Origin of the sequence: Streptomyces sp. NPDC014801, assembly GCF_043082085.1 — a bacterium.
GTDB lineage: Bacteria > Actinomycetota > Actinomycetes > Streptomycetales > Streptomycetaceae > Streptomyces.
This window is the reverse complement of sequence record NZ_JBIBXG010000007.1, coordinates 421,128-441,783: the sequence shown is the minus strand read 5'-3', so window position 1 is coordinate 441,783 and position 20,656 is coordinate 421,128. Positions and strand designations below refer to the sequence as shown.

Below are 20,656 nucleotides of genomic sequence, written 5' to 3'. Positions count from 1 at the left end.
TGCGGGAGGACCGCTGGGCGCTGGTGGCCGTGGCGGGACTGCTGTCGTTCGTGGCCATGCTCGACATGAACATCGTCACCGTGGCCCTCGCCGACATCGCCGGTGGCCTGCACGTCTCCGCCGCGACCGCCCAGTGGGCCGTCCTCGGCTACCAGTTGCCCGTCGTCGCCCTGCTGCTGCCCGCCGGGCGGTGGCTGGACGGCGTCGGCACGCGCCCCGCCGTCCTCGGCGCGGTCGCGGGCTTCGCCCTGTGCGGGGCGCTCGCGGCCGCGGCGCCCTGGGCCGCGTGGCTGATCGCCGCCCGCCTCGCTCAGGGGGCGTGCGGGGCGGTGCTGTTCGTGCTGATGCCGGTCCTCGCCACGCGCGCGGTACGGCCGGAGCGGCGCGGCCGGGCCATGAGCGTGCCGGCGACCCTCGGGCCGCTCGGCGCGGTGACCGGGCCGGCCGTCGGCGGGCTGCTGCTGGCCCACGTGGGCTGGCCCGCGGTCTTCCTCGTCAAGCTCCCGCTGTGCGCGGCGGCGCTGTGGGTGACGTGGCGGGTGATGCCCGGGGAGGGGGAGCGGGGGAGGGATCGGCGGGGCGTGGTGCTCTCTGACGGGCCTGCGGCCGGCGTGCGGCGTGCGGTGGCCGACCTCGGGCCTGCGGCCGGGGGGCGTGGCGTGGCCGACGTCGGACGTGCGGCCGGGGGGCGTGCGGTGGCCGACGTCAGGTCTGCGGCCGGGGGGCGTGCGGTGGCCGACCTCGGGCCTGCGGCCCGGGGGCGTGGCGTGGCCGACGTCGGACGTGCGGCCGGGCGGCGTGCCGTGGCCGACGTCGGGCTCGTCGCCGCGGGGATCGCGGCGCTGCTGCTCGCGCTGACCCTCGCCGCGGACCGCCCGGCGTGGCTGCTGCTCGCGCTCGTGGCGGTGCCGCCGCTCGCGTGGTGGCTGCGCGGTCCCGGCGGGCGCCCGGTGACCGGCGTCCTGCGGGTGCCGGGGTCGGCGCGGGCGCACGGCGCGGTGCTGGCCCTGGCGACCGGGTTCGCCGCGGCCCACTACGTCGTCGCCCTGCACCTGCGACGGGACGTCGGTGCCGACGCCACGGTCACCGGGCTCACCGTGCTCGCCTTCCCGCTGGGCATGACGCTGGCCGGTCCGCTCGCCGGCCGCCTCGCCGACCGGTACGGCGCCCGGCCGGTCGCGGCGACCGGGGCCGCCCTCACCGCGCTCGGCCTGCTGCTCGTGGCGCTGCTGCCCCTGGACCACTGGTCCCCGGGGCAGGTGGCGTGGCGGCTGGCCCTCGCGGGCGCCGGCATGGGCCTGAACGGCGGGCCGGTCCAGGCCCTCGTCCTCGGCACCACCCCGCCCGAGCGGGTCGCGACCGCCGGCTCGACCGTCCAGCTCGCCCGCAGCCTCGGCTTCACTTTCGGCCCGGCACTGGCCACCGCCGCCTGGACCCTCACCGGCCCCCGCACCGGCGTCCACACGGCCCTGGCCTTGGCCGCCGGCGCCGCGTGCCTGGCGGTACCGCTGCTCGCAGGGGGCTCATGGGGCGCACGGCGCGGGGCGGACGAACGGGACGAGGCGGACGAACGGGATGAGGCGGCCGTACGCGAGGAGCGGGCCGTACGGCAAGAGGCGGCCGTCCCGGAGAAGCCGGCCGTCTTCGAGGAACCGGCCGTCCCGGAGAGCCCGGCCGTCCCCGAGAAGCCCGCCGATCCCCCGCACCGCCCGTGACGCCACCCCCGCCCCGCATCCCCACCCATCCCCTCCCACCCCACCCCAGGAGACCCCATGTGCGGCATCACCGGCTGGGCGTCCTTTCGTGGCGACGCCCGTGTCCAGGCCCCCGTCATCGAGGCCATGACCGCGACCCTCGCCGCCCGCGGCCCGGACGGTCACGGCGTGTGGCTCGGGGAGCGGGCCGCGATCGGGCACCGCCGGCTGGCCGTCCTCGACCCCGAGGGCGGCCGGCAGCCGATGGCCGACCGGCCCGATACGCCGGACCTGGTGCTCACGTACAGCGGCGAGGTCTACAACCACCACGCCCTGCGCGCCGAGCTGCGCGCCCGCGGCCACCACTTCCGCACCCGCGGCGACACCGAGGTGGTGCTGCGCGCCTACGCCGAGTGGGGCGAGGCGGCGCCCGAGCACCTGGACGGCATGTTCGCGTTCGCGGTGTGGGACGAGCGGGCGCAGAAGCTGGTGCTGGTCCGTGACCGGCTCGGCGTGAAGCCCCTGTTCTGGGCGGCCGTGGACGGCGGTGTCGCCTTCGCCTCCGAACCCAAGGCCCTGTTCGCGCACCCCGCGATCCGCCCGCGTGTCGACGCGGACGGGCTGCGGGAGGCGTACGGCCTGCTGTTCACGACCGGCCCGACGGTGTGGTCCGGGGTGCGGGAGGTCGAACCGGGCGGGGTGCTCGTCCTGGACCGGGACGGCGTCCGCGAGCACCGCTACTGGCAGTTGCGGGTCCGCGAGCACACCGACGACCGGGCGACGACGGTGGAGCGGATCGGGGAGCTGGTCGGCGCGGCGGCCCGCGGCGGGCTGGAGGCGGACGTCCCGCTGTGCAGCCTGCTCTCCGGCGGCCTCGACTCCACCGTCCTGACCGCCCTGCTCGCCGACGAACTCCGCCTGCGCGAAGGGCGGGACGCGCGGCTGCGGTCGTACGCCGTCGACTACAGCGACCAGGCGTCCCGTTTCCGGGGGGACGTCCTGCGCACCGGCCACGACGCCCCGTACGCGCGGGAGGCGGGTGCCTTCCTCGGCACCGACCACAGCACCGTCGTCCTCGACCCGCGGGCGCTGCTCGATCCGGAGCACCGCCGGGCGGTCGTCGCCGCCCGCGACTCGCCGATCGGCGTCGGCGACATGGACACCTCGCTGTACCTGCTGTTCGGGGCGGTACGGCGGCACTCCACCGTCGCCGTGTCCGGGGAGGCGGCCGACGAGGTGTTCGGCGGCTACCCCTGGTTCCACAGCGCCAGGGCGCAGGCCGCGTCCACGTTCCCGTGGCTGCTGGTCACCGGTGACGAGGCCGCGATGCCCCTGAACCCCGAACTGGACCTGCGCATCGGGGAGTTCCGCGACGACACCTACCGCACGGCCCTGGCCGCCGTGCCACACCCGGACGGCGAGGATCCCGCCGAGCACCGGCTGCGCGAGCTGCGGCACCTGTCGCTGACCCGCTGGCTGCGCCAGCTCCTGCACCGCGTGGACCGGTTGAGCATGGCGCGGGGGCTGGAGGTGCGGGTGCCGTACTGCGACCACCGCCTGGTCGAGTACGCCTACAGCGTGCCGTGGCCGCTGCACTGCTTCGACGGCCGGGAGAAGAGCCTGCTGCGCGCGATCGGCACGGACCTCGCCCCGCCTTCCGTCCTGTACCGCCCCAAGAACCACTACCCGGCCACCCACCACCCCGACTACAACCGCGGCCTGCAACAACTGGCCCGTGACGCGCTCGCCACCGAGCAGGTCCGCGCCCTCGCCGACGAGACCCGCCTCAAGCCGTGCCTCGACACCCCGCCCGAGGCGCTGGAGTGGGGCCACCGCCTGCGCCTGGAACGCGTCGTCGACCTCGCCCTGTGGCTGGACCACCACCGCCCCGAACTCGCCCTGTGACCACCCCGAGGAGCCACCCCGTGCCCGACGCCACCGTGCCCCAGGCCGTCCCACCCCTCGACGCGGCGGACCCCGCCCAGCCCGATCCTGACCTGCCCGATCCCGCCCTGCCCGATCCCGCCCTGCCCGATCCCGTCCCCCTGACCGGCTGCCCGTACAAGGCGGACCCCTACCCCCTGTACGAGCGGATGCGTGAGGCCGGACCCGTGCACCGCGTGCTGTTCCCCAGCGGGGTGCGGGCGTGGCTGGTCACCGGTTACGACGCCGCGCAGGCCGCCCTCACCGACGACCGGCTCGGCAAGAACCACGACCGGGGCAACGACCGCTGGCGGGCCCGCGCCTCGATCATGCCGGAGCCGCAGCACTCACAGCTTCAGGTGCACCTCCTCCACCAGGACCCGCCGCAACACACGCACATGCGGCGCCTGGTCACGGACGCGTTCGCGCCGCGCCGCATCGAGCGTCTGCGCCCCCGTTTCCAGGAGCTCGCGGACGCGCTGGTCGACGCCCTGCCGGAGCGGGGCCCCGCGGACCTGGTGGCGCACTTCGCCGCCGTGTTCCCGTTCCGGGTGCTGGCCGAGGTCATCGGCCTGCCCTCCGCGCTGGCGGACCGCTTCGACCGCGACTGGGGCAAGGTCGTCCAGCCGGTCGGCCCCACGGACCCGGGCCGCGCACGGTACGAGGCGCGCCTGCACGGCCTGCAGAGCTACATCGCCGAAGTGGTGCGGGACAAGCGTGCGCACCCCGCGGACGACCTGCTCGGCCGCCTGGTGGCGGCCCGCGACGCCGGTGAACTGTCCCGGGCCGAACGGGACTCGATGATCTTCCAGCTCCTGGTGGCGGGCCAGGAACCGGTGACGAACCAGATCACCACGGCCCTGATCGCCCTCCTGCGCCACCCCGACCAGCTCGCCCGCCTCGCCGGCGCCCCGTCCCTGCTGCCCGGCGCCGTGGAGGAACTCCTGCGCTACGACAGTGCCTTCGAGCTGACCACCTGGCGCTTCTTCGACCGGGACAGCGACCTGTACGGCACGACGGTCCCGGCCGGCGACTCGGTGATCGTCTCGCTGTGCGCCGCCAACCGCGACCCGCGCCGCTTCAAGGACCCGGACACCCTGGACCTCGGCCGCGGCCCGAACCCCCACCTGGCCTTCGGCCACGGCATCCACTTCTGCCCCGGCGCCGCCCTGGCCCGCGCCGAACTGCGTGTCGCGCTGGGCACGCTGACGGCCCGGCTGCCCGGCCTGCGCCTCGCGATCGCGGACGAGGACCTCCCGTGGATCACGGCCGTCCTGGGCCGCGGCACCCACCATTTGCCGGTCGTCTACGACCGCCGCCGCTGACGGAGTACGTCCATGCCACCGACCACCACCGCGCCGTACCCGAGCACCACCGGCGTCAGCACCCGGATCCTGGCCACGCTGCTGCCGTACCACCGCACGGCGGACCCGGCGCCCGCCCCGCCGGAGGCCTTCCCGCATCAGCTGCGCCGCATCGGCGCCTTCGTCCGCGCCGGGGCGCCCGTCGTGTTCACCCTGCCCGGCTTCCCGTGCAAGTCCCCGAACCCGGCGAAGGTCCTCGGTCACCTCCCGGACGAGGGCGAACGGCTCTCGCTGCGTTTCCTCGACGCCCTGTGCGCCCGGATCGGGCGGATCCACCCGCCCGGCGCCCGCGTGGTCGTCTGCTCCGACGGCCATGTCTTCGGCGACCTGATCGGCGTGCCCGACGCGCACATCGACGCCTACGCCGACGCCCTGCGCCACGAGGTGACGCGCCTGGACCTGACGCACCTGTCCGTGTTCGACCTGCGGGACGTGCTGGGCGACCTGCCGTACGACGCCCGGCGCGCCCACGTCCACGCCCGGTACGCGCCGCCCATGGAGGCCCTGCGCGAGGAGGTCCGCGCGGACGCCGGCGCGCTCGCCCTCTACCGGGGCATCACCCGTTTCCTGGTCGAGGACACCGCCGGCTGGCCGGGCACCCGTTCCGCTCTCCAGCGGGCCTGCCGGCAGCGCGCCTACGGCGTGATCCAGCGCAGCCGCGCGTGGGGCGCCCTGATCGCCGAGCACTTCCCCGACGCGGTCCGCCTGTCCATCCACCCCCAGCCCGTCGGCGCCCCCAAGCTCGGCCTGCGCCTGCTGGACGCCCCGGACGCCTGGACGACACCCTGGCACTCGGCGGCCCTGCGCCGCGCGGACGGCACCTGGACCCTGCTGCCCCGCCGTGAGGCGGCCCGCTCAGGACGCCTGGTCACCCGGGACGGCAGAGCGAGCCACTACGAGGAACGCGACGCGCTCAGTCGGAGATGACGGCCGGGCGGCGGATCCACTCGCCGTCGTGGACCGCCCGGTGCAGGAACGCGGCGACGTCCGCTCGGCTGATCGTCGGGTTGCCCTTCATCGGCAGCCGCTCGCCGGCCCGGTAGGTGCCCCGGGCCGGGCCGTTGGTCAGCCGGGTGGGGTGGACGACGGTCCAGTCCAGGCCGCTGGAGCGGATCCGGGCGTCGGCGATCTCCTTGTCGGCGTAGACGGACCGCAGGAGCGTGCGGAACATCAGCTTCTGCGATCCGCTCGCCTCCGCGACGGTCTCCCCGACCCCGAACGCCGACAGCCACACCAGACGGGAGACGCCGTTCTCCCCGGCCGCCGCGATCACGGCCGCCGCGGCGCGCGCGGCCAGACCGTGCGGGATCAGCGACTTGCCGGTGCCGAGCGCGGAGATCACCGCGTCCTGGCCGGCCGCCGCGGCGGTGACGTCACGGTGGCTGGTCGCGTCCCCGGTCCGCACGGTGACCCGCCGCGCCAGGTCGCCCAGCCGCGCCGGGTCGCGGACCAGCACGGTGACCCGGTCGCCTGCGTCCAGGGCCCGACCGACGACGAGCCGGCCGGTGGGTCCGGTCCCTCCGAGGACCAACAGGTTCATACCGTCCACAATGACGCCTCAGCACCTGGCCCGCTACCCGAAGAAGCGCAGGTCAGGGCCACACCAGGCAGTACGGCTGGTGGCCGGCGTCGTGCAGCCGCTTGGAGAAGTCCTGCCACTCGTGCAGCGAGTGGGGGCGGTGGGGCGCTGACCCGTCCTGATCGGGCCGGGCGGAGTCTTTTGTGTCAACACGAAGTGCCATCGCGGGGCACGTGTGTGGGTGGGCGACGACTCGGTTCGAATAGGCGGCCAGTCGTACCCCTACGTGCGGAAAAGCCGAGCAGAGGCGCGTCGGGCGTCGGTCGCGCTGACGCGTGCATGTGGCTTCCCCGTCGAGGCGCAGCCGGTGCTCGCCTTCGTTGCGGTGGCAGAGCTACGGATCGTGCCGTCACTCCGGGACGTGCGTGTCCTTCAGGAGCGCGACATCGCGGCGTTCAAGCGCCTTAAGGCTGGCTGGGGACCGGACAAGGTCGAGTTGGTGTACACGGCGGCACGTGATCGCCGCACATGGGTTCGCTCTTAACGGTTGGCCGGGTTTCAGTCAATTTTCGCGGAATGTGGCTTGTTCGCGTCATTACCCGCCGGTCCCTGTTGATGGCGGCACTTTTCCCCCGCATTCTGGAAGGCTTTCCGTCGAGCCATGATCTGGGGGGATAGGTGTCTCTTCACTCTGCACTCCGTGCGAGCAATCCGGAGGCGGTGCACCGTACACGCCAACTCATCGAATATATGCGCGAATTCGTTCGAGGGTCGTACAAGCCGGTGCGGGAATGGCAGAAATACCCGGAGGTCCTCTGGCTTTCCGACCTTCCGGACGACAGGCTCCGGCGGAACCCGGATCGCGACCGGACGCTGCTCAAGGTGGCACACCGCCCGCCTCGCCCAGCTCCTGTCCTGCCCGAGGTGCTGGTGGGATGGATCGATCCCGAAGTAGCCGCCACCGCGTCGCCCGAAGCGCCTCCGCTGGCCGAGTCGGGACCGGGGCAGGGTTGGCAGGAGGACGAGAACGGAGACCTGTTCGAAGTTTCCGAGATCCGTCGCGAGGAAGCGCCCGACGTGCTGCGCGCCTACACGCGATGGCTCGACGCGTGGCGCAAGTGGTCGGATAAAGAGCGCGTCGACCGCCCTTACAGGGAGCTCCATCAGCAGCTGTACCGAATGGCGACCAGGATTCAGCAGGACGGCGAGGAATACGAGGCGGTACTGGGCGCCGGATTGCTGACCGTCGGAGCCGCACGTCCGTCGGCGCGCATCGCCCGGCACATTCTGACGGCGCCGCTGATACTCACCGTGAATCCCACGAACATGTCCATCACCGTCGCCCTCGCCCCCGGCGACCCGGCGCGGATGGAGGACAGCGAGTTCCTCGACGCGGACGCGGGCTACAGCACCCGTCTGCTGAGCCCGCTGCGGGACCGTGTCGATACGGAAGGGTTCCATCCGCTGTCCCGTGACTGCCAGGACGTGCTCGGCGACTGGTCAGAGAGGGCGTTCGGCACCGTTCGCGCGGTGGCGTTCCACCGTGGCTGGGCCCGCCCGCCCGCTGACCCGGCGCTGCCGGTGCCCACGCTCGGGTTCGCGCCGGCGATCATTCTCCGCCAGCGGGGCCAGGGTGCCCTCGTGAATTTCTACGACGGCATCGCGAACCGCCTCGCCCAGCCCGGTGCCATCGCTCCGCTGGGCCTGGCTCAGTTGCTGTACCAGCTGGAAGCGGAGGACCGCAGGGTGTGGGGTACGGCGGCAGGGAGCCGTGACGTGCCGCCCGCACTTGGCCCCGACCCGCTGTTTCCACTGCTGTCGAACGAAGCCCAGCGGGAGGTACTGAGGCGCCTACAGACCGATACCGGCGTCGTCGTTCAAGGACCGCCGGGCACGGGAAAGACGCACACCATCGCCAACCTGGTGTGCGCCTTGCTGGCGGACGGCAAGCGAATGCTCGTGACGAGTGAGAAGGGCCAGGCTCTGAAGGTCCTGCGGCAACAACTGCCGCCCGAGCTGCGCAACCTGTGCGTCCTCCAGGGCGACCGGCGCCAGGACGGCAGCAACGACCTGGAACAGTCCGTGCGCGCGCTCTCCCAGCTCAGTGCCACCCAGTCGACCGAGCGTCTCGACGTAAGGATCAAGAGCCATGAGGCGCTGCGCTCGGAACTGTCGGACACCCGCGCGCGGCTCCGTGACGAACTGCGCGCCATACGTGAGGCGGAGTGGTACGAACACCTCGACGTGGCACCCGGATACAAGGGGCGGCTTGCGGAGATCGTGGAGGCTGTCGCTGCCGGTGCACCGAAGTACGACTGGATGCCCGCCCTGCCCGCCTCGGCGCCGCGCGAACCTTCGCTGAGCCAGGATGAGGCCCAGCGCCTGCTGGGCCTGGTGTCCCGGCACGGGGCCGGAGTACTGGACGAGCATGCCGCCCGCTGCCCGGACCCCGCGGACTTCGTCCCACCCGTGCTGTTCGAAGAAGCGGTCAACGCCCTGGACGCCGCTGTACGTGCCTGTGCTGTGTCGGCGTCCGACACACTTGCCCTCGAACTCGCAGACCATGGGGACGAGTTGATTGCAAAACTGGTCGGTCTGCTGGGCGCGGCGGAACACGCGTTGCAGAGCGAGGGACTGCCGGGTGACCCTGCCGCCTGGCCGCCCGAGGAGTGGACCACGCGCGCCTTGCAAGACGGAATGGCCGGCCGGCGGCAGCAGCTGTGGGAGGGAGTGCGACAGGCGTCCGCCCGTGCCGAGGGCGTGCAAAGCGTGCTTCAGCACATGCCCTTCGCCGTGCTCGACGTACCCGACTTGGCGCTTGCCGAGGAATCACGTCTCATCGCCGCCGGGAAGGACCTCGAACAGTACTTGCGTGCAGGCGGCAAGCTGCGCAAATTCGCCCCGAGGCCGGTCCAGAAGGAGGCCCAAGTCCTTCTGCGGGACTGTCGGGTGGATGGGCGGCTGCCCACCACACCGGACGAGATCGCCGCGCTGGTGGCTCATCTGGCGGCACGCCAGTGCCTTCGGCAGCTGAATGAGCGCTGGAAGAGCGTCGACGCGCCCGAGGCCGAGGGCTCCACGCAGGTGGCTCTGTCAGAGCTGCTGGACAGGGTGCCGACGCTCCGCGCGGTGGACGGGTTCACCCAATCCGTGCGTACGCTGCACGAAGTCCTACTCAAGGCCCGGATCAAGGCCACGGTGCGGACGACGCAACAGTGGGACGACGTCCGTACGTCGGCGATCGGTGCGGAACGGCTGCTTCGTGCCCGTGAGGCGGAGGAGAGGCTGCGGTCCATCTCCGAGCAGCTGCCGCGCCCCGATGCCCGCGGAGTGGCCGAGCTGGCAGAGGTGCACCGTGCTGTCACCGCCCGTGATCCACGGGCGTACTCGTCCGCGATCGACTCGCTGACCGAGGCGTTCCACCGTGAGGCCGACCGCCGCGAGGCTCGCAAACTGCTGGACCGGCTGTCCGAGGGCCACCCCGAACTGGCCCGGCGCTTCGCCGAGTCCCCGACCGAGGCGGTGTGGGAGACCCGCCTTGTAAACCTGGATGGTGCCTGGGCATGGCGGCAAGCACACACCTTCCAGGACACGATGCTGAAACCTGGCAGGGAAGCCAAGCTGGAAGGTGAATTGGAAGCGGTTGAGACGCAATTGCGGAAAACGGTGACCCAACTGGCGGCTGACCGAGCGCTGTACCACTGCCTGGACCGGATGACGGCTGGACAGAAACAGGCGCTGAGTGCCTACGCGTCGGCCACGGCGAACGCAGGCAAGGGAATGACGGCACTCGGCAAGCGGCACCTGAAGGCCGCACGTTCCGCGATGCGTGACGCGCGTGCCGCGGTCCCGGCATGGGTCATGCCGATCAAACAGGTGGCCGAAATGATCGATCCCGAGCCGGACGCCTTCGACGTCGTCATCGTGGACGAGGCGAGCCAGGTCGGTCTGGACGGTCTGATGCTGCTGTGGCTCGCTCCGAGGATCATCGTCGTGGGTGACGACAAGCAGTGTGTCCCGTTCTACACAGGCGGCAAGCACGAACGGCTCAACGAACTCCTCGACTCGCTCCTGCCCCATCTCACCGACTGGCAGCGGGACGGACTCAGCCCTAAGTCCAACCTCTACGACCTGCTGTCCGCGCGCTTCAGCGAGACGATCCGGCTGACCGAGCATTTCCGGTGCATGCCGGAGATCATCAAGTGGTCCTCCGCCCAGTTCTACCCCGACAACGAACTCGTGCCGCTGCGGCAGTACGGAGCGGACCGGCTGCGGCCCCTCGAAGTCGTTCATGTGCATGAAGGTCACTGTGAGGGACGGCGAGAGACCCTGGTCAACAGGCCCGAGGCCGAACGCATCGTCGCCAAGTTGCAGGAACTCGCGGAGGACGAAGCGTACGCGAAAAGGAGTTTCGGAGTCATTGTGCTCCGTTCCGGACACCAGACAAGGCTCTTGGAGAGTCTCATCGACACGCGGATCGACTCCTCGATCCAGGAGCGACACAACATACGTGTCGGCACGGCCGAACAGTTCCAGGGAGACGAAAGAGATGTCATCCTGCTCTCATTGGTTGTCGACGCCGACAACACCCGGGCCCTGACCGGCCAGGGTGACGGAAGGCGTTTTAACGTGGCCGCCAGCCGGGCCCGCGACCAGATGTGGCTGTTCACCTCTGTCACACCGGACCAGCTGCGCAGCAGGGACCTGCGTCACTCCCTGCTCACCTATATGCAGGCGCCGCCGGAACTTCAGGGCACATCTCCCAGCCTTTCCGCCGTTTCTCCCGACGAGCAGTGCGAGCCGTTCGAGTCGCTCTTCGAGCAGCGGGTCTTCCGCAGGATCAAGGAACGCGGCTACCACGTCGTCCCCCAGTGGAAAGTCAGCGGCAAACGCATCGACCTTGTCGTCGTTGGAGAGACTGCCCGCCTCGCCGTGGAGTGTGACGGCAGCCCGTATCACTCCACCCCTGACCAGATCCGTGACGACTACGAGCGGGAGCGGGAACTGCGCCGGGCTGGCTGGCAGTTCTGGCGCATACGCAGCAGTGAGTTCGCCCTGTCTCCGGAGGATTCGCTGACTCCGTTGTGGAAGCGCCTTGACGCTTTGGGGATCCGGCCCGGAGTCACTGAGGGTGCCCAGGGCGACTCGGGGAGCACTTGGGTCCCAATCGAGATGGACGATGCCGACCTCACCACCGATGAACTCGACGCCATGCTCGATGAGGATGCGTCCGTCTCTCTCGAAGGGGCTTGATGTGAACGAGATCTTCGACGACAGCACGCTGACGGAGATTGCCCACCTGATCTGCGGGGACGAGGCGCCGCTGCTTTACCGGAAGGGGTACGAAATAGCCGCGTTCTTCCAGCGTGCGGGCTGGGACGACGTTCCGGAGTACGACGGCACTCCGAGGCACAAGTGGACCTTGGATCTCCTCAGGGAGCGGCAGGAGGACGGTACGGACGACGCCAAGCGAGCCGTCCTTCGCCTGGCAAATCGCCTTGAGTACTACAACCAGCAGCAGGAGTACCACGCCACGTTGAAGCGGCTCAACGAGATACTTGTGCTCGACGGACGCCGGATCGGCGAGGAAGGAGGCCAGCCGGTCCTTACCCGCTGCGAAGTCGGTTTCGGGGACGAAGTACGGCAGCAGTTGCCGCGTGTGGAGCTGAAGGTCGCCGTGACGGAGGTGGTAAGCGACCCGGACCTCGCCGCTACCGTGCAACTGCGACTGGACGAGGCACGCACCTGCTACGAGCACGGAGCCTATACGTCGGCGGTCATCATGCTGGGCAGTCTCTTGGAGGGGGTGCTCGCGCATGCCGCGCAGGTTCGAGCCGCAGGCGTACGCATGCCGAAGCCGTTGCGAAAAATGGGGCTGAATGACTTCGTCGACTTCGCGTACGAGAACAAATGGATCGAGCACGATGCCAAACTCGCCTCGGAGCTTGTCCGGCACTACAGGAATCTCGTTCATCCCCTGGCGGAGAAACGGACCGGACACAGCCCGAACCGCGACACGCTCGACATGTGCTGGCCGGTAGTGAATGCCACGTTGAACGATCTCGCGGCGACGGCGGGAGCGCCTCCTGTTCCGCCCACTCCGCGTACGCCGGCAGAACGAGGTCGTGGTCGCAATCCTCATGCCTCCGCACAACGCCCAACGCCGGCCTCTGTCGCTCGTCGCCGTTCGGGTGGGGGAACAACGGCGGGCACTTGAACCGGGGGTGCCCCATCCAACGTGGGAGGATAGGCGCGGAGTAACACTTCCTAATGCCGCGCGCGAGAGACCCGCGTCGTAGCTTGGCGCCTCCGCTTCAAATACCCCAGCGCTCAGTTAGTTCCAGCCGTCCAGCGACACCTGGGGCCCGCCGCTGAGGTAGCGGTGAAGGGCGCTGGCGGTGGTCTCCACGAACTCCTCGGGGATGGCATCGGTGTCGACCCAGCAAACCTGCGCGTGCTTGCGAGGTTCGCGATTCTCCGGCTCGCCGGACCACTCGTGGGCAACGAAGACGACCGTGAGGAAGCCGTTGGGAGCTTCCACGCCCCAGGCGCCGTGGATGATGTGGGCGACCTTCAGCGCTTCCGGCTTGACGGTCAGACCGGTCTCTTCGTACAGCTCGCGGACTGCCGCCGCGGTGATCGGCTCGCCGGGCTCGCTCTTGCCGACGGGGAGGTCCCACATGCCCTTGGCGAACTTGGCCTGGTCGCTGCGCTGGAGGAGGACCACGCGGTTGGTGGCCTCGTCGTGGACGATGACGGCGGCGACCAGCAGAGTCATGGATTCCAGAGCGGGCCTGAGCCTCTCGGGCTGTTCATCGGTTGTCGGCTGAGCCATGGGGGTCTTCGTGGGCCGGGTTGGGTGGGCATGTCGGAGGTCCTGCCGTCCATCAATGGGAGACCCTCACTGCAGGCGGCGACGGCCTCATCGGCGCGGGCCTGGGAAGCAAGCCCTGAGCGGTGTCCGTCGGGAGCCCGGCAGCGAGGCCCGGCGCGACCAAGGCCACCTCCAGCGTGCCCTCCGCCCATATGTCGGGGTGAACCGAACGCCCTCCCATAAGGAGGCCCGCAGCGTGGCCGACTTGCCCCAGGGCGTCAGAAGGATCAAATTTTGAGGCGGCTCACTGTAACGCGCTGGCCCTTAAGCAGCGGCAGGTTGCGCACGTGGAATGCGTGGGCGCCCGTAACGTTGCTCATTTCGTCCAGGATGTGCGGCATGGCTGCGAGGTAGGCGGCCGTGGAGTTCACGATGTACAGCAGGCCCTCCGCGTCCGGTTGGCGATGGCCGATCCAGTGGAGGCCGGTCTCTATGAGTGCGTCGCGCTCGTTCCGATTCGACAGCTGGTTGCGGTCCTGCGTCATGATCGCGTCGAAGCCGCGGTCACTGACTGCGTGGATGAGTTCTGCGTCCATCACCCCGGACAGCCCCTCGTCGTGGGCGGTGCGGAACTCGTGATGGAAGAAGACAGTGCTCAGAGGGGGCAGGATGGCCGGCGTCTCGTTCTCGTCAAGGAAGAACCTCATGCAGCGCGACCGCCGATCTGCACGACCTCCTGGTGGAAGTCCGCTGCGTCTGCCGCTCCGGACACTTCGACGGTCGGGTAGAAACGATGCACTTCGGCAGGTGCGACGCCTCCGGCGACCAATTTGGCGACAGCGTCGTACGGTACGCGTGTCCCTTGGATGGTCGGCCATCCTCCGAGCCGGTTCTCCTTGACCTCCAGGTGTGGCCGAGGGCGGCGGAAGTCCGCGACGGAACGTCCTTGCATGTTCTCGAAGGGCGCGAAGACGTTGGCCAAGCTGTAGATCACCTCTTGACCGGGCCGACGGACAAGGTCGATGGCTCGTTCTTCCTCAACGAGGAAGACTGAGTCTCCTTCCGTGACGAGCTTGTAGGCAGCCGGATGCTCGGTCAGGTCCCACTTGCGCAGCTGATCCATAGCCTTTCGGATGCGCTGCAGGGGCAGTTTGCTGCGTAGATACACGAACGTGCGGAGTGCCACCACGTCGCGGAAGGAATAGCGAACCGGATTGTCCTGCACTTCCGGTTCCAGCAAATGGGTACGTCGCCAGCTGTGCAACTGTGCGACCGAGGCGCCGCTGAGCGCCGCTGTGAGGTCCACGGGGAAGCTCATGATTCACCTCCTTTCACGAGCTTCTCGACGACGATTGAATCGCCCTTCAGTGACGCGAGCATCCCACAGACTCACTCTGCCCCCCAGGTGCAGCCCGGATGCCGGAATATTAGTTGCTTGCGAGACGTACGTCAGCGGGTACGACCAGGCCTACCCGAGGGCGAGGGTGCGGAATTCGTTGCGGATATCGGTCAGAGGCCCGCGGTCCCGGGTGTAGTAGAGCTTGTTGGTCAGGAGCACCGCCCAACGGCCCTTGGTGGGAGAGATCCACATGCCTGTGCCGGTGAAGCCGTAGTGGACCCAGACCTCATCCTCAGTGGTGGTGCCGGGAGCGGGGTGCCAGAACAGGCCACGAGCCGGCTGGAGCTCACCCGTCTGGGTCGTCAGGGAGCGCGCGGTCCACCTGCTGCCGAAAGCGGCCCGCGATGGGGACATGGCAGGAGCGAGGATGTAGCGGAGGAAGGCGGCGAGGTCGTCGAGGACGGTGAAGACGCCGGCGATACCGCAGACGCCGCCCAGGAGACGGGCCGAGAAGTCGTGGGCGACTCCCTTGAGGTGGGTGCCGGTGTCCTGGTCGAGTTCGGTCGGCGCGCAGCGGGCGGCGATTTGGGCAGGCAAGGGGCCGAAGCGGGTCGAGGTCATGCCCAGTGGCTGCCAGGTGCGGACAGCGGCCAGTTGGTCCAGGGACCAGCCGGAGAGGTGCTCAGCGAGGTAGCCCAGGATGAGGGCAGCCCGGTCGGTGTACTCGACGGCTTCTCCAGGTGTCCGATGGAGTTCTTCGCGGAGGACGCCTCGGCGGATCTCCTCCGGGTCGGTGCCGTAGAGCTTTTTCAGTTGGGCTCGTAGCGGGACGCCAGCGGTGTGGGTCAGCAATTGCTGTGTGGTGACGGTGCCGAGTGGGTGGTCGGCGACCTCGTGCCAGAAGGTGCCGAGCGGCTGGTCCAGGTCGAGGGATCCGTCCTCCCACAGGGCGCCGATGGAGGACCAGACGGCCAGGATCTTGGTGAGGCTGGCGGCGTCGAAGACGGTGTCGGCGCGCATCGGCACGTCCGGCTCGTCGGGGTCGAGGACGCCGGTGGTGCCCTGGGCGAGGATGCCGGTGGCGTCGCCGAGGGCCCACACGGCGCCCGGGTACACCTTGTCGCGGACTCCTTCGTCGAGCAGCGCTTCGATGCGGTCGCGGTCGTACGTCATGGTCTCCCTCTTCGCCGGGGGTGTCCCGTCGGTCAGCGTAGTGACGTTCGCGGAGCGGTTCGGGTAGTGACGTGTCGGGTCGTCTGTCGGTCGGTTCAGGTGAGCTGTCGGCCGAGGTCGGTCAGGGACCGTGCGGTCGCCGAGAGGGGATAGCGTGCCGCGTTGGCATAGCTCGCCTGTCGGAGCGCGGTCAGCAGCCCGGGTGTCTTTCTCAGCCGGTCGAGGTCGCGCGCTAGTGCGGCGGAGTGGGTGAAGTCGGTGGCCATGCCGGAAGCGGCGAGGACTTCGTTGAGGCCGGGTACGGGCTGGTAGAGGACGGGGAGCCCGCACGCTTGGGCTTCCAGTGCGACCAGTCCCATGGCCTCCAGGGTGGTGGACGGCATGACCAGTACGTCGTGTTCGGTGAAGGCTTTCCACAGCTGTGGGCGACGGAGCCAGCCGAGGTAGCGGACTCGTACGCCGGCTCGTTGCAGCAGTGGGGCCAGTGCGTGGAACTGGGCTCTGGGCGCTGCGACGCTCAGGTCGACACCGGGCACGGGAGCCAGGCTTTTGATCAGGGCCTCGACACCTTTTTCTGCGGTTAGGCGTCCTGCGTACAGGAGCCGCAGGTGGCTGGTGGAGGTGCGTGCCGGCCGGGCGAGCGGGGCGGTGAGCAGGCGGTCGGGGATCCCCCAGGGGATATGGGTGATCTTGCGGCGTTCGATCTGCGGGGCGAGCTTGAGGAGGCGGTCAGCCATCGCGTTGGTCGGGACCACGATGGCGTCGGCGGCCCTGGCTGTTTCGCGCAGCACCCGGAGCTGGTCTCGATGGGTCTCGGCAAAGAGCAGGTCCGTGCCGTGGACGAGAGCGATCCGGGGATGCGCGGGCAGAGCGCGGATGAGGGCTGGGGTGGCGCCGAACGCGAGGTGCTGCAAGTGGAGGACATCGATCTGTGTGGGATCGACCGCAGCTGTGAGCGCTCTGCGAAGCGTGGCGACGTAGCGGCTGAAGGCCGTTCCTTCCAGGCATTTGCCTGCCACGGGGAGCAGGTTGAGTCCGACGGGCGATCGGGGACCGTGACCAGGTGGCGTGAGCATGAAGACGCGGGCCGGGATGAGGGGTTCCTCGCCGGTGTAGAGGTCGAGGAAGAGCTCGACGCTACCGCCGGGGCTTCCGACGGGGAGGTCCAGGAAAGTGGCGGCCATCGGGCCGGTGGCCGAGCGAGCGTTCACCGCGTGCCGTCGATCTCCTCGTAAAGGCGCGAGACGTCGATGCCTTCCGTGGTCGCGTACTTGGCGGGCTGTTGCTGGTAGCTGGCCGGTGCGCCGAAGGTGGTGAGGAAGACGAGCTTGCCGAAGGTCATGCCCGGATACACGCGCACAGGTCGGGCGGCGCGGATCTCCAGCGTCCACCGGATCGCATGGCCCTGGTGTCCGAGCGGAGCCGACACGTGGACCCAGATGCCCAGGGAGCCGGTGGTGCGGTCGCCGTTCAGCAGCTGCGCGTACGTCTCCGAACCGGTCCGCTCCAGGGTGATGCCGAGGTAGAGCAGGCCAGGGCGCAGCACGAAGCCGGCGTCGGGGATGGACTGCTCGGTGAAGGCGGTGGGGGTTGCGGCGTCGAGGTCGCCGTCGCAGACGCGGATGGTGGGGCCCAGCCGCCAGTCGTAGGCGTTGGGGGAGACGCGGCTGGGCTCGTACGGCTCGATGGTGATCTCGCCGGCCTGGACGGCGGCGGCGATGGCGGGACCGGTGAGGATCACGATGCCACCACCTGGAGCCGGGCGAGGTCTCGCCAGTAGGCGGAGGGCTGCGGTCCTGTGGCGGCCTGGTATTTGCCGCGGTAGAGGTCCACGGCGCCGGTGGAGACGAAGAACATGATCTGCCCGATCTTCATGCCTGAGTACACGCGCAGCGGTCGGATCGGGGTGAGCATGAGCGTCCACTGGCCGTGGAAGCCGATGTCGCCGATGGGGGCGGTGATCTCGACGAACAGGCCGAGACGTCCGACGGAGGAGCGGCCGAACAGCAGCGGCACGAACGTGTCGGAGCCGACCTCTTCGAGGGTGTGGCCGAGGTAGAGCTCGCCCGGCTGGAGGACGTGCCCGTCCGGGCCGATGGTGGTTTCGCGGGTGAGGTTGGGCCGGTGGGCGTCCAAGACGGGGCCCGTGTAGGTGATCAGGGTGGGGCCCAGACGCACGTTGTAGCTGTTGGGGTTGACCTGGTCGGCGGCGAACGGGGTGATGCGGAGGCGGCCGTCGTGAGCGGCAGCGGTGATCTCCGGGCCGGTGAGGATCATCACCTGCCTCCTTCCGCGGTGTCGGGAGTGGTGAGGACGTGTTGGACGGCCTGGTCCAGACGCAGGCCGGCCTCGTGCGTGCGCTCGCCGAGGTAGGTGTCGGCGAGGTAGTCGGTGGTCAGCACGGTGGTGACGGCGTCCGGCAAGGGATCGGGTGCGGTGACGAGCGGGCCGGTCTGGGGGGTCAGAGCTGAAATCAGGCCGGGGAGGTCCCCACGGGTCGGATCCGGCACGTGGGCGTGCACCAGCTGGTTACCGAACGGCTCGATGGAGAGCAGGTCGCCCTGCGTGAGGTTGCCGCCGAGGGGTACGGCGCGTAGCGCCGTCTCGTTGAGGATGACCGCGTCTGCGCCGAGCGCCGTACGCAGGCGGGCGGTGAGGTCCAGGAGCAGGCTGCGCCGATCGAGGGCCTGGTCGCGGTAGGCCGGACTGATCGGGCCGAGGGCGTCGGCCAGCTGCTGCTTGACGTCTCCGATGCGGGAGCGCAAATCCGCAAGCTCCGTCGGAATGACGCTCGGGGCCCGATCGGGGAAGGATGTGGTGCCCGCAACCCATCCCGTACCCACGGGCATGGCGATCGCATAGCCGCCGGCGAGTTCCCGGCCCTTGACGACCAGGGCGCCGTCGACTCGGACCGGCCCGTACTGATCGCTGTGGCAGTGCCCTGCGAAGACCACGTCGAGGAAGGGACAGGCCGCCGCGAGTTTCCGGTCCTCTTCGAAGCCGGAGTGGCTGAGCAGGACCCAGCTGTCCACCTCGTGGTGGTGGGAGAGAATGACCTCGCGCAGGGCTTGGAGGGGATCGGTGACGCAGTGGCCGGCTCGCTGGGCGGCCGGGATCGCGTGGAAGGCTTGCCGACCGATCACAGCGGTTACGCCGACGTGCCGTCCATCGATGTCGGCGATGTACAGGCGGCGTAACAGAGCGTCGCCGGTGTCGGCATCGACGGCGTTGGCGCAGACAGTGCGTCGGTGAAGGTCGGGTTCGAAGTGGTGGGGCCAGCCGTGGTTGCCAGGGGCCAGCACGTCGTAGAGTCCGAGCAGGATCTCCCGCTCAATGGTGCCGCGAGCGAGGCGGTAATACCCGCTGCCTTCGAAGAAGTCGCCACAGTCCACGATGAGCGAGGTCGGACGCAGCGCGTGGAGGTGGGTCAGGAAGGGCGTGGCGTTGTCGAAAGCGGAGTGGACGTCCGTCGTGGCAATGATCTGGCGGAGGTTCCGGCCGTCTGTGGTCATGGGGTGACCTCGCAGATGTCGGCGCCCAGGGTGCGCAGCTTGCCGGACAGGTCAGCGTGGCCGCGGCGCAGCTGGTCGAGGCCGCCGATGGTGGTGACGCCTTGGGCGGTGAGGCCGGCGACCATGAGGGCGGACCCGGTGCGGATGTCGGTGGCTTCGACGCCAGTGCCCGTCAGCTGCTGGGGCCCGGTCAGGCGGCATTCGGTGGGGGAGATCTCCTCGATCTCGACGCCCAGGCGGGTCAGCTGTGGCAGCAGGTTGCCGTGGCGGCCGGGATTGATGGCGTCGGCGAACAGATGTGTACCGGGCAGTCCGAGGGCCAGTGCCATGAGCGGTGGTTCGAAGTCGGCGTCCAAGCCGGCCGGGCTCAAGGAGGCAATGGCCCGCAGGGGACGACCAGTGGGGGCTGCCTCCTGGGCGCGGACGGTAAGGCCATCCGGCTTCGCGTCCACGGGGATGCCGAGGTGATGAAGGGCAGCCATGAACGGGCCTACGTCCTTGCCCTCCACGCCATTGATACGTGCAGTACCGCGCGTCGCGGCGATCGCGCAGGCGAGCGTGGCTGCCTCGATCTTGTCTCCGGGCACTGTCCAGGCAGCGGGAGCAGTCGGCGACGAGGAGGGCGGTGAGAGAGTGAGTACATGCTCGCCGGCGCGCGTCTCCCAGCCCACCGAACTCAGGGCGTCGAGCACGCTCAGGACTTCGGGCGAGAGGTTGGGCTGGCCCAGCCGTAAGGGGCGGCCGGTTGTGAGGGCGCGCAGTGTCGCGGCCACGGTCGCACCGCGAGAGCGGAACGGCAGTGCGATGGAGACGGTGCCGGTGTGAGAGGTAAGTGCCTCGATGCCGTAACCGGACTTGTTCTGCCGGCTCCGGTCGCCGAATGCCTCGTACACCTTGAAGTGCAGCTCCATCCCGCGCGCACCGATCCGGCAGCCACCCGGCCAGGGCAGCTGCGCTTGGCCGTAACGCGCCAGCAGAGCAGGGACGAGGTAGTACGAGGCTCGGATCTGGGCTGCCTGCGCCAGATCGGGCAACCCCGCAGATGCCTCCGTCGGCAGGACCACATACGTGGTCGGTTCTCCGACCGGCTGCGCGACATGCCACCTTGCCTGTTGAAGCAGAGCGAGCAAGATCTGGACGTCCGTGCTGTCCGGCACGTTGCTCAACCGGACCGTGCGACCGAGGGCCGCCGCGGCGGCCAGGAGTGGCAGAGCGGCGTTCTTGGAGCCGTCGACGCTCACGGTGCCGGCGAGCGGCGACCCAGGGCGTACGGCGATCACCTCGGCGGCCACGCCGGGGGCGTGGGTGGTCGTCATCA

Annotated in this window: 17 protein-coding genes; 6 read left to right on the top strand and 11 right to left on the bottom strand. The window is 69.8% G+C overall.

Annotated features, from left to right (window positions below; genetic code table 11):
- The first annotated feature begins 56 nt into the window (after nt 1–56).
- The 4 genes from ACF1AL_RS19585 (at nt 57) to ACF1AL_RS19570 (ending at nt 5,908) form a co-directional block, all read left to right on the top strand.
- The gene (locus ACF1AL_RS19585; RefSeq protein WP_391826698.1) at nt 57–1,715 is read left to right on the top strand and encodes an MFS transporter; all 1,659 of its coding nucleotides are present in this window, start codon (nt 57–59) and stop codon (nt 1,713–1,715) included.
- A 57-nt stretch (nt 1,716–1,772) separates the two neighbouring features.
- Entirely contained in the window at nt 1,773–3,599 is a 1,827-nt protein-coding gene (gene asnB, locus ACF1AL_RS19580) for an asparagine synthase (glutamine-hydrolyzing) (protein ID WP_391826620.1), read from the top strand.
- Between the two features lie 107 nt (nt 3,600–3,706).
- A complete protein-coding gene (locus ACF1AL_RS19575; protein ID WP_391826696.1) occupies nt 3,707–4,942 on the top strand; it encodes a cytochrome P450 in 1,236 nt (411 codons plus the stop codon).
- Between the two features lie 12 nt (nt 4,943–4,954).
- Nucleotides 4,955–5,908, top strand: a complete 954-nt coding sequence (locus ACF1AL_RS19570; protein ID WP_391826618.1) for an L-tyrosine/L-tryptophan isonitrile synthase family protein — start codon at nt 4,955–4,957, stop codon at nt 5,906–5,908.
- Here ACF1AL_RS19570 and ACF1AL_RS19565 read toward each other — a convergent pair.
- Together ACF1AL_RS19565 and ACF1AL_RS19560 are read right to left on the bottom strand one after the other, a co-directional pair.
- Complete coding sequence (locus tag ACF1AL_RS19565) at nt 5,895–6,521, bottom strand: NAD(P)-dependent oxidoreductase (RefSeq protein ID WP_391826616.1); 627 nt, start codon at nt 6,519–6,521, stop codon at nt 5,895–5,897. The genes ACF1AL_RS19570 and ACF1AL_RS19565 overlap by 14 nt on opposite strands.
- 52 nt (nt 6,522–6,573) lie before the next feature.
- On the bottom strand, nt 6,574–6,723 hold the full coding sequence (locus ACF1AL_RS19560; RefSeq protein ID WP_391781161.1) for a hypothetical protein: 150 nt from the start codon (nt 6,721–6,723) through the stop codon (nt 6,574–6,576).
- Nucleotides 6,724–7,250: 527 nt separating this feature from the next.
- Between ACF1AL_RS19560 and ACF1AL_RS19555 the strand changes: the two genes are divergently transcribed.
- Nucleotides 7,251–11,753 (top strand): AAA domain-containing protein, encoded by a 4,503-nt coding sequence (locus tag ACF1AL_RS19555; RefSeq protein WP_391826614.1) that lies wholly within the window; start codon nt 7,251–7,253, stop codon nt 11,751–11,753.
- Nucleotide 11,754: 1 nt separating this feature from the next.
- Nucleotides 11,755–12,717, top strand: coding sequence for a hypothetical protein (locus ACF1AL_RS19550; RefSeq protein ID WP_391781133.1), 963 nt, complete (start codon nt 11,755–11,757; stop codon nt 12,715–12,717).
- Nucleotides 12,718–12,834: 117 nt separating this feature from the next.
- Here the strand turns inward: ACF1AL_RS19550 and ACF1AL_RS19545 are convergent, their stop codons facing one another.
- From ACF1AL_RS19545 to ACF1AL_RS19505, 9 genes are all read right to left on the bottom strand, one after another.
- Nucleotides 12,835–13,335 carry an NUDIX domain-containing protein gene (locus ACF1AL_RS19545; protein WP_391781134.1) on the bottom strand — a complete coding sequence of 167 codons (501 nt, stop codon included), beginning with the start codon at nt 13,333–13,335 and terminating at the stop codon, nt 12,835–12,837.
- Nucleotides 13,336–13,601: 266 nt separating this feature from the next.
- Nucleotides 13,602–14,021, bottom strand: coding sequence for a hypothetical protein (locus ACF1AL_RS19540; protein ID WP_391826612.1), 420 nt, complete (start codon nt 14,019–14,021; stop codon nt 13,602–13,604).
- Nucleotides 14,018–14,632, bottom strand: a complete 615-nt coding sequence (locus ACF1AL_RS19535) for a DUF433 domain-containing protein (RefSeq protein WP_356759163.1) — start codon at nt 14,630–14,632, stop codon at nt 14,018–14,020. The genes ACF1AL_RS19540 and ACF1AL_RS19535 overlap by 4 nt, the downstream gene beginning before the upstream one ends.
- A gap of 150 nt (nt 14,633–14,782) precedes the next feature.
- Nucleotides 14,783–15,826 (bottom strand): serine hydrolase domain-containing protein, encoded by a 1,044-nt coding sequence (locus tag ACF1AL_RS19530; RefSeq protein ID WP_391781136.1) that lies wholly within the window; start codon nt 15,824–15,826, stop codon nt 14,783–14,785.
- A gap of 95 nt (nt 15,827–15,921) precedes the next feature.
- Nucleotides 15,922–17,010 carry a glycosyltransferase family 4 protein gene (locus tag ACF1AL_RS19525; protein ID WP_391826694.1) on the bottom strand — a complete coding sequence of 363 codons (1,089 nt, stop codon included), beginning with the start codon at nt 17,008–17,010 and terminating at the stop codon, nt 15,922–15,924.
- A 23-nt stretch (nt 17,011–17,033) separates the two neighbouring features.
- Nucleotides 17,034–17,567, bottom strand: coding sequence for a deoxycytidine triphosphate deaminase (locus tag ACF1AL_RS19520; RefSeq protein ID WP_391781137.1), 534 nt, complete (start codon nt 17,565–17,567; stop codon nt 17,034–17,036).
- Nucleotides 17,564–18,103: a dCTP deaminase gene (gene dcd, locus ACF1AL_RS19515; RefSeq protein WP_391826610.1), complete on the bottom strand. Its 540-nt coding sequence runs from the start codon at nt 18,101–18,103 to the stop codon at nt 17,564–17,566. Before dcd ends, ACF1AL_RS19520 begins: the two co-directional genes overlap by 4 nt.
- Nucleotides 18,103–19,338 (bottom strand): bifunctional metallophosphatase/5'-nucleotidase, encoded by a 1,236-nt coding sequence (locus ACF1AL_RS19510; RefSeq protein ID WP_391781139.1) that lies wholly within the window; start codon nt 19,336–19,338, stop codon nt 18,103–18,105. The genes dcd and ACF1AL_RS19510 overlap by 1 nt, the downstream gene beginning before the upstream one ends.
- Nucleotides 19,335–20,654 (bottom strand): UDP-N-acetylglucosamine 1-carboxyvinyltransferase, encoded by a 1,320-nt coding sequence (locus ACF1AL_RS19505; protein WP_391826692.1) that lies wholly within the window; start codon nt 20,652–20,654, stop codon nt 19,335–19,337. The genes ACF1AL_RS19510 and ACF1AL_RS19505 overlap by 4 nt, the downstream gene beginning before the upstream one ends.
- Between the last annotated feature and the right edge of the window lie 2 nt (nt 20,655–20,656).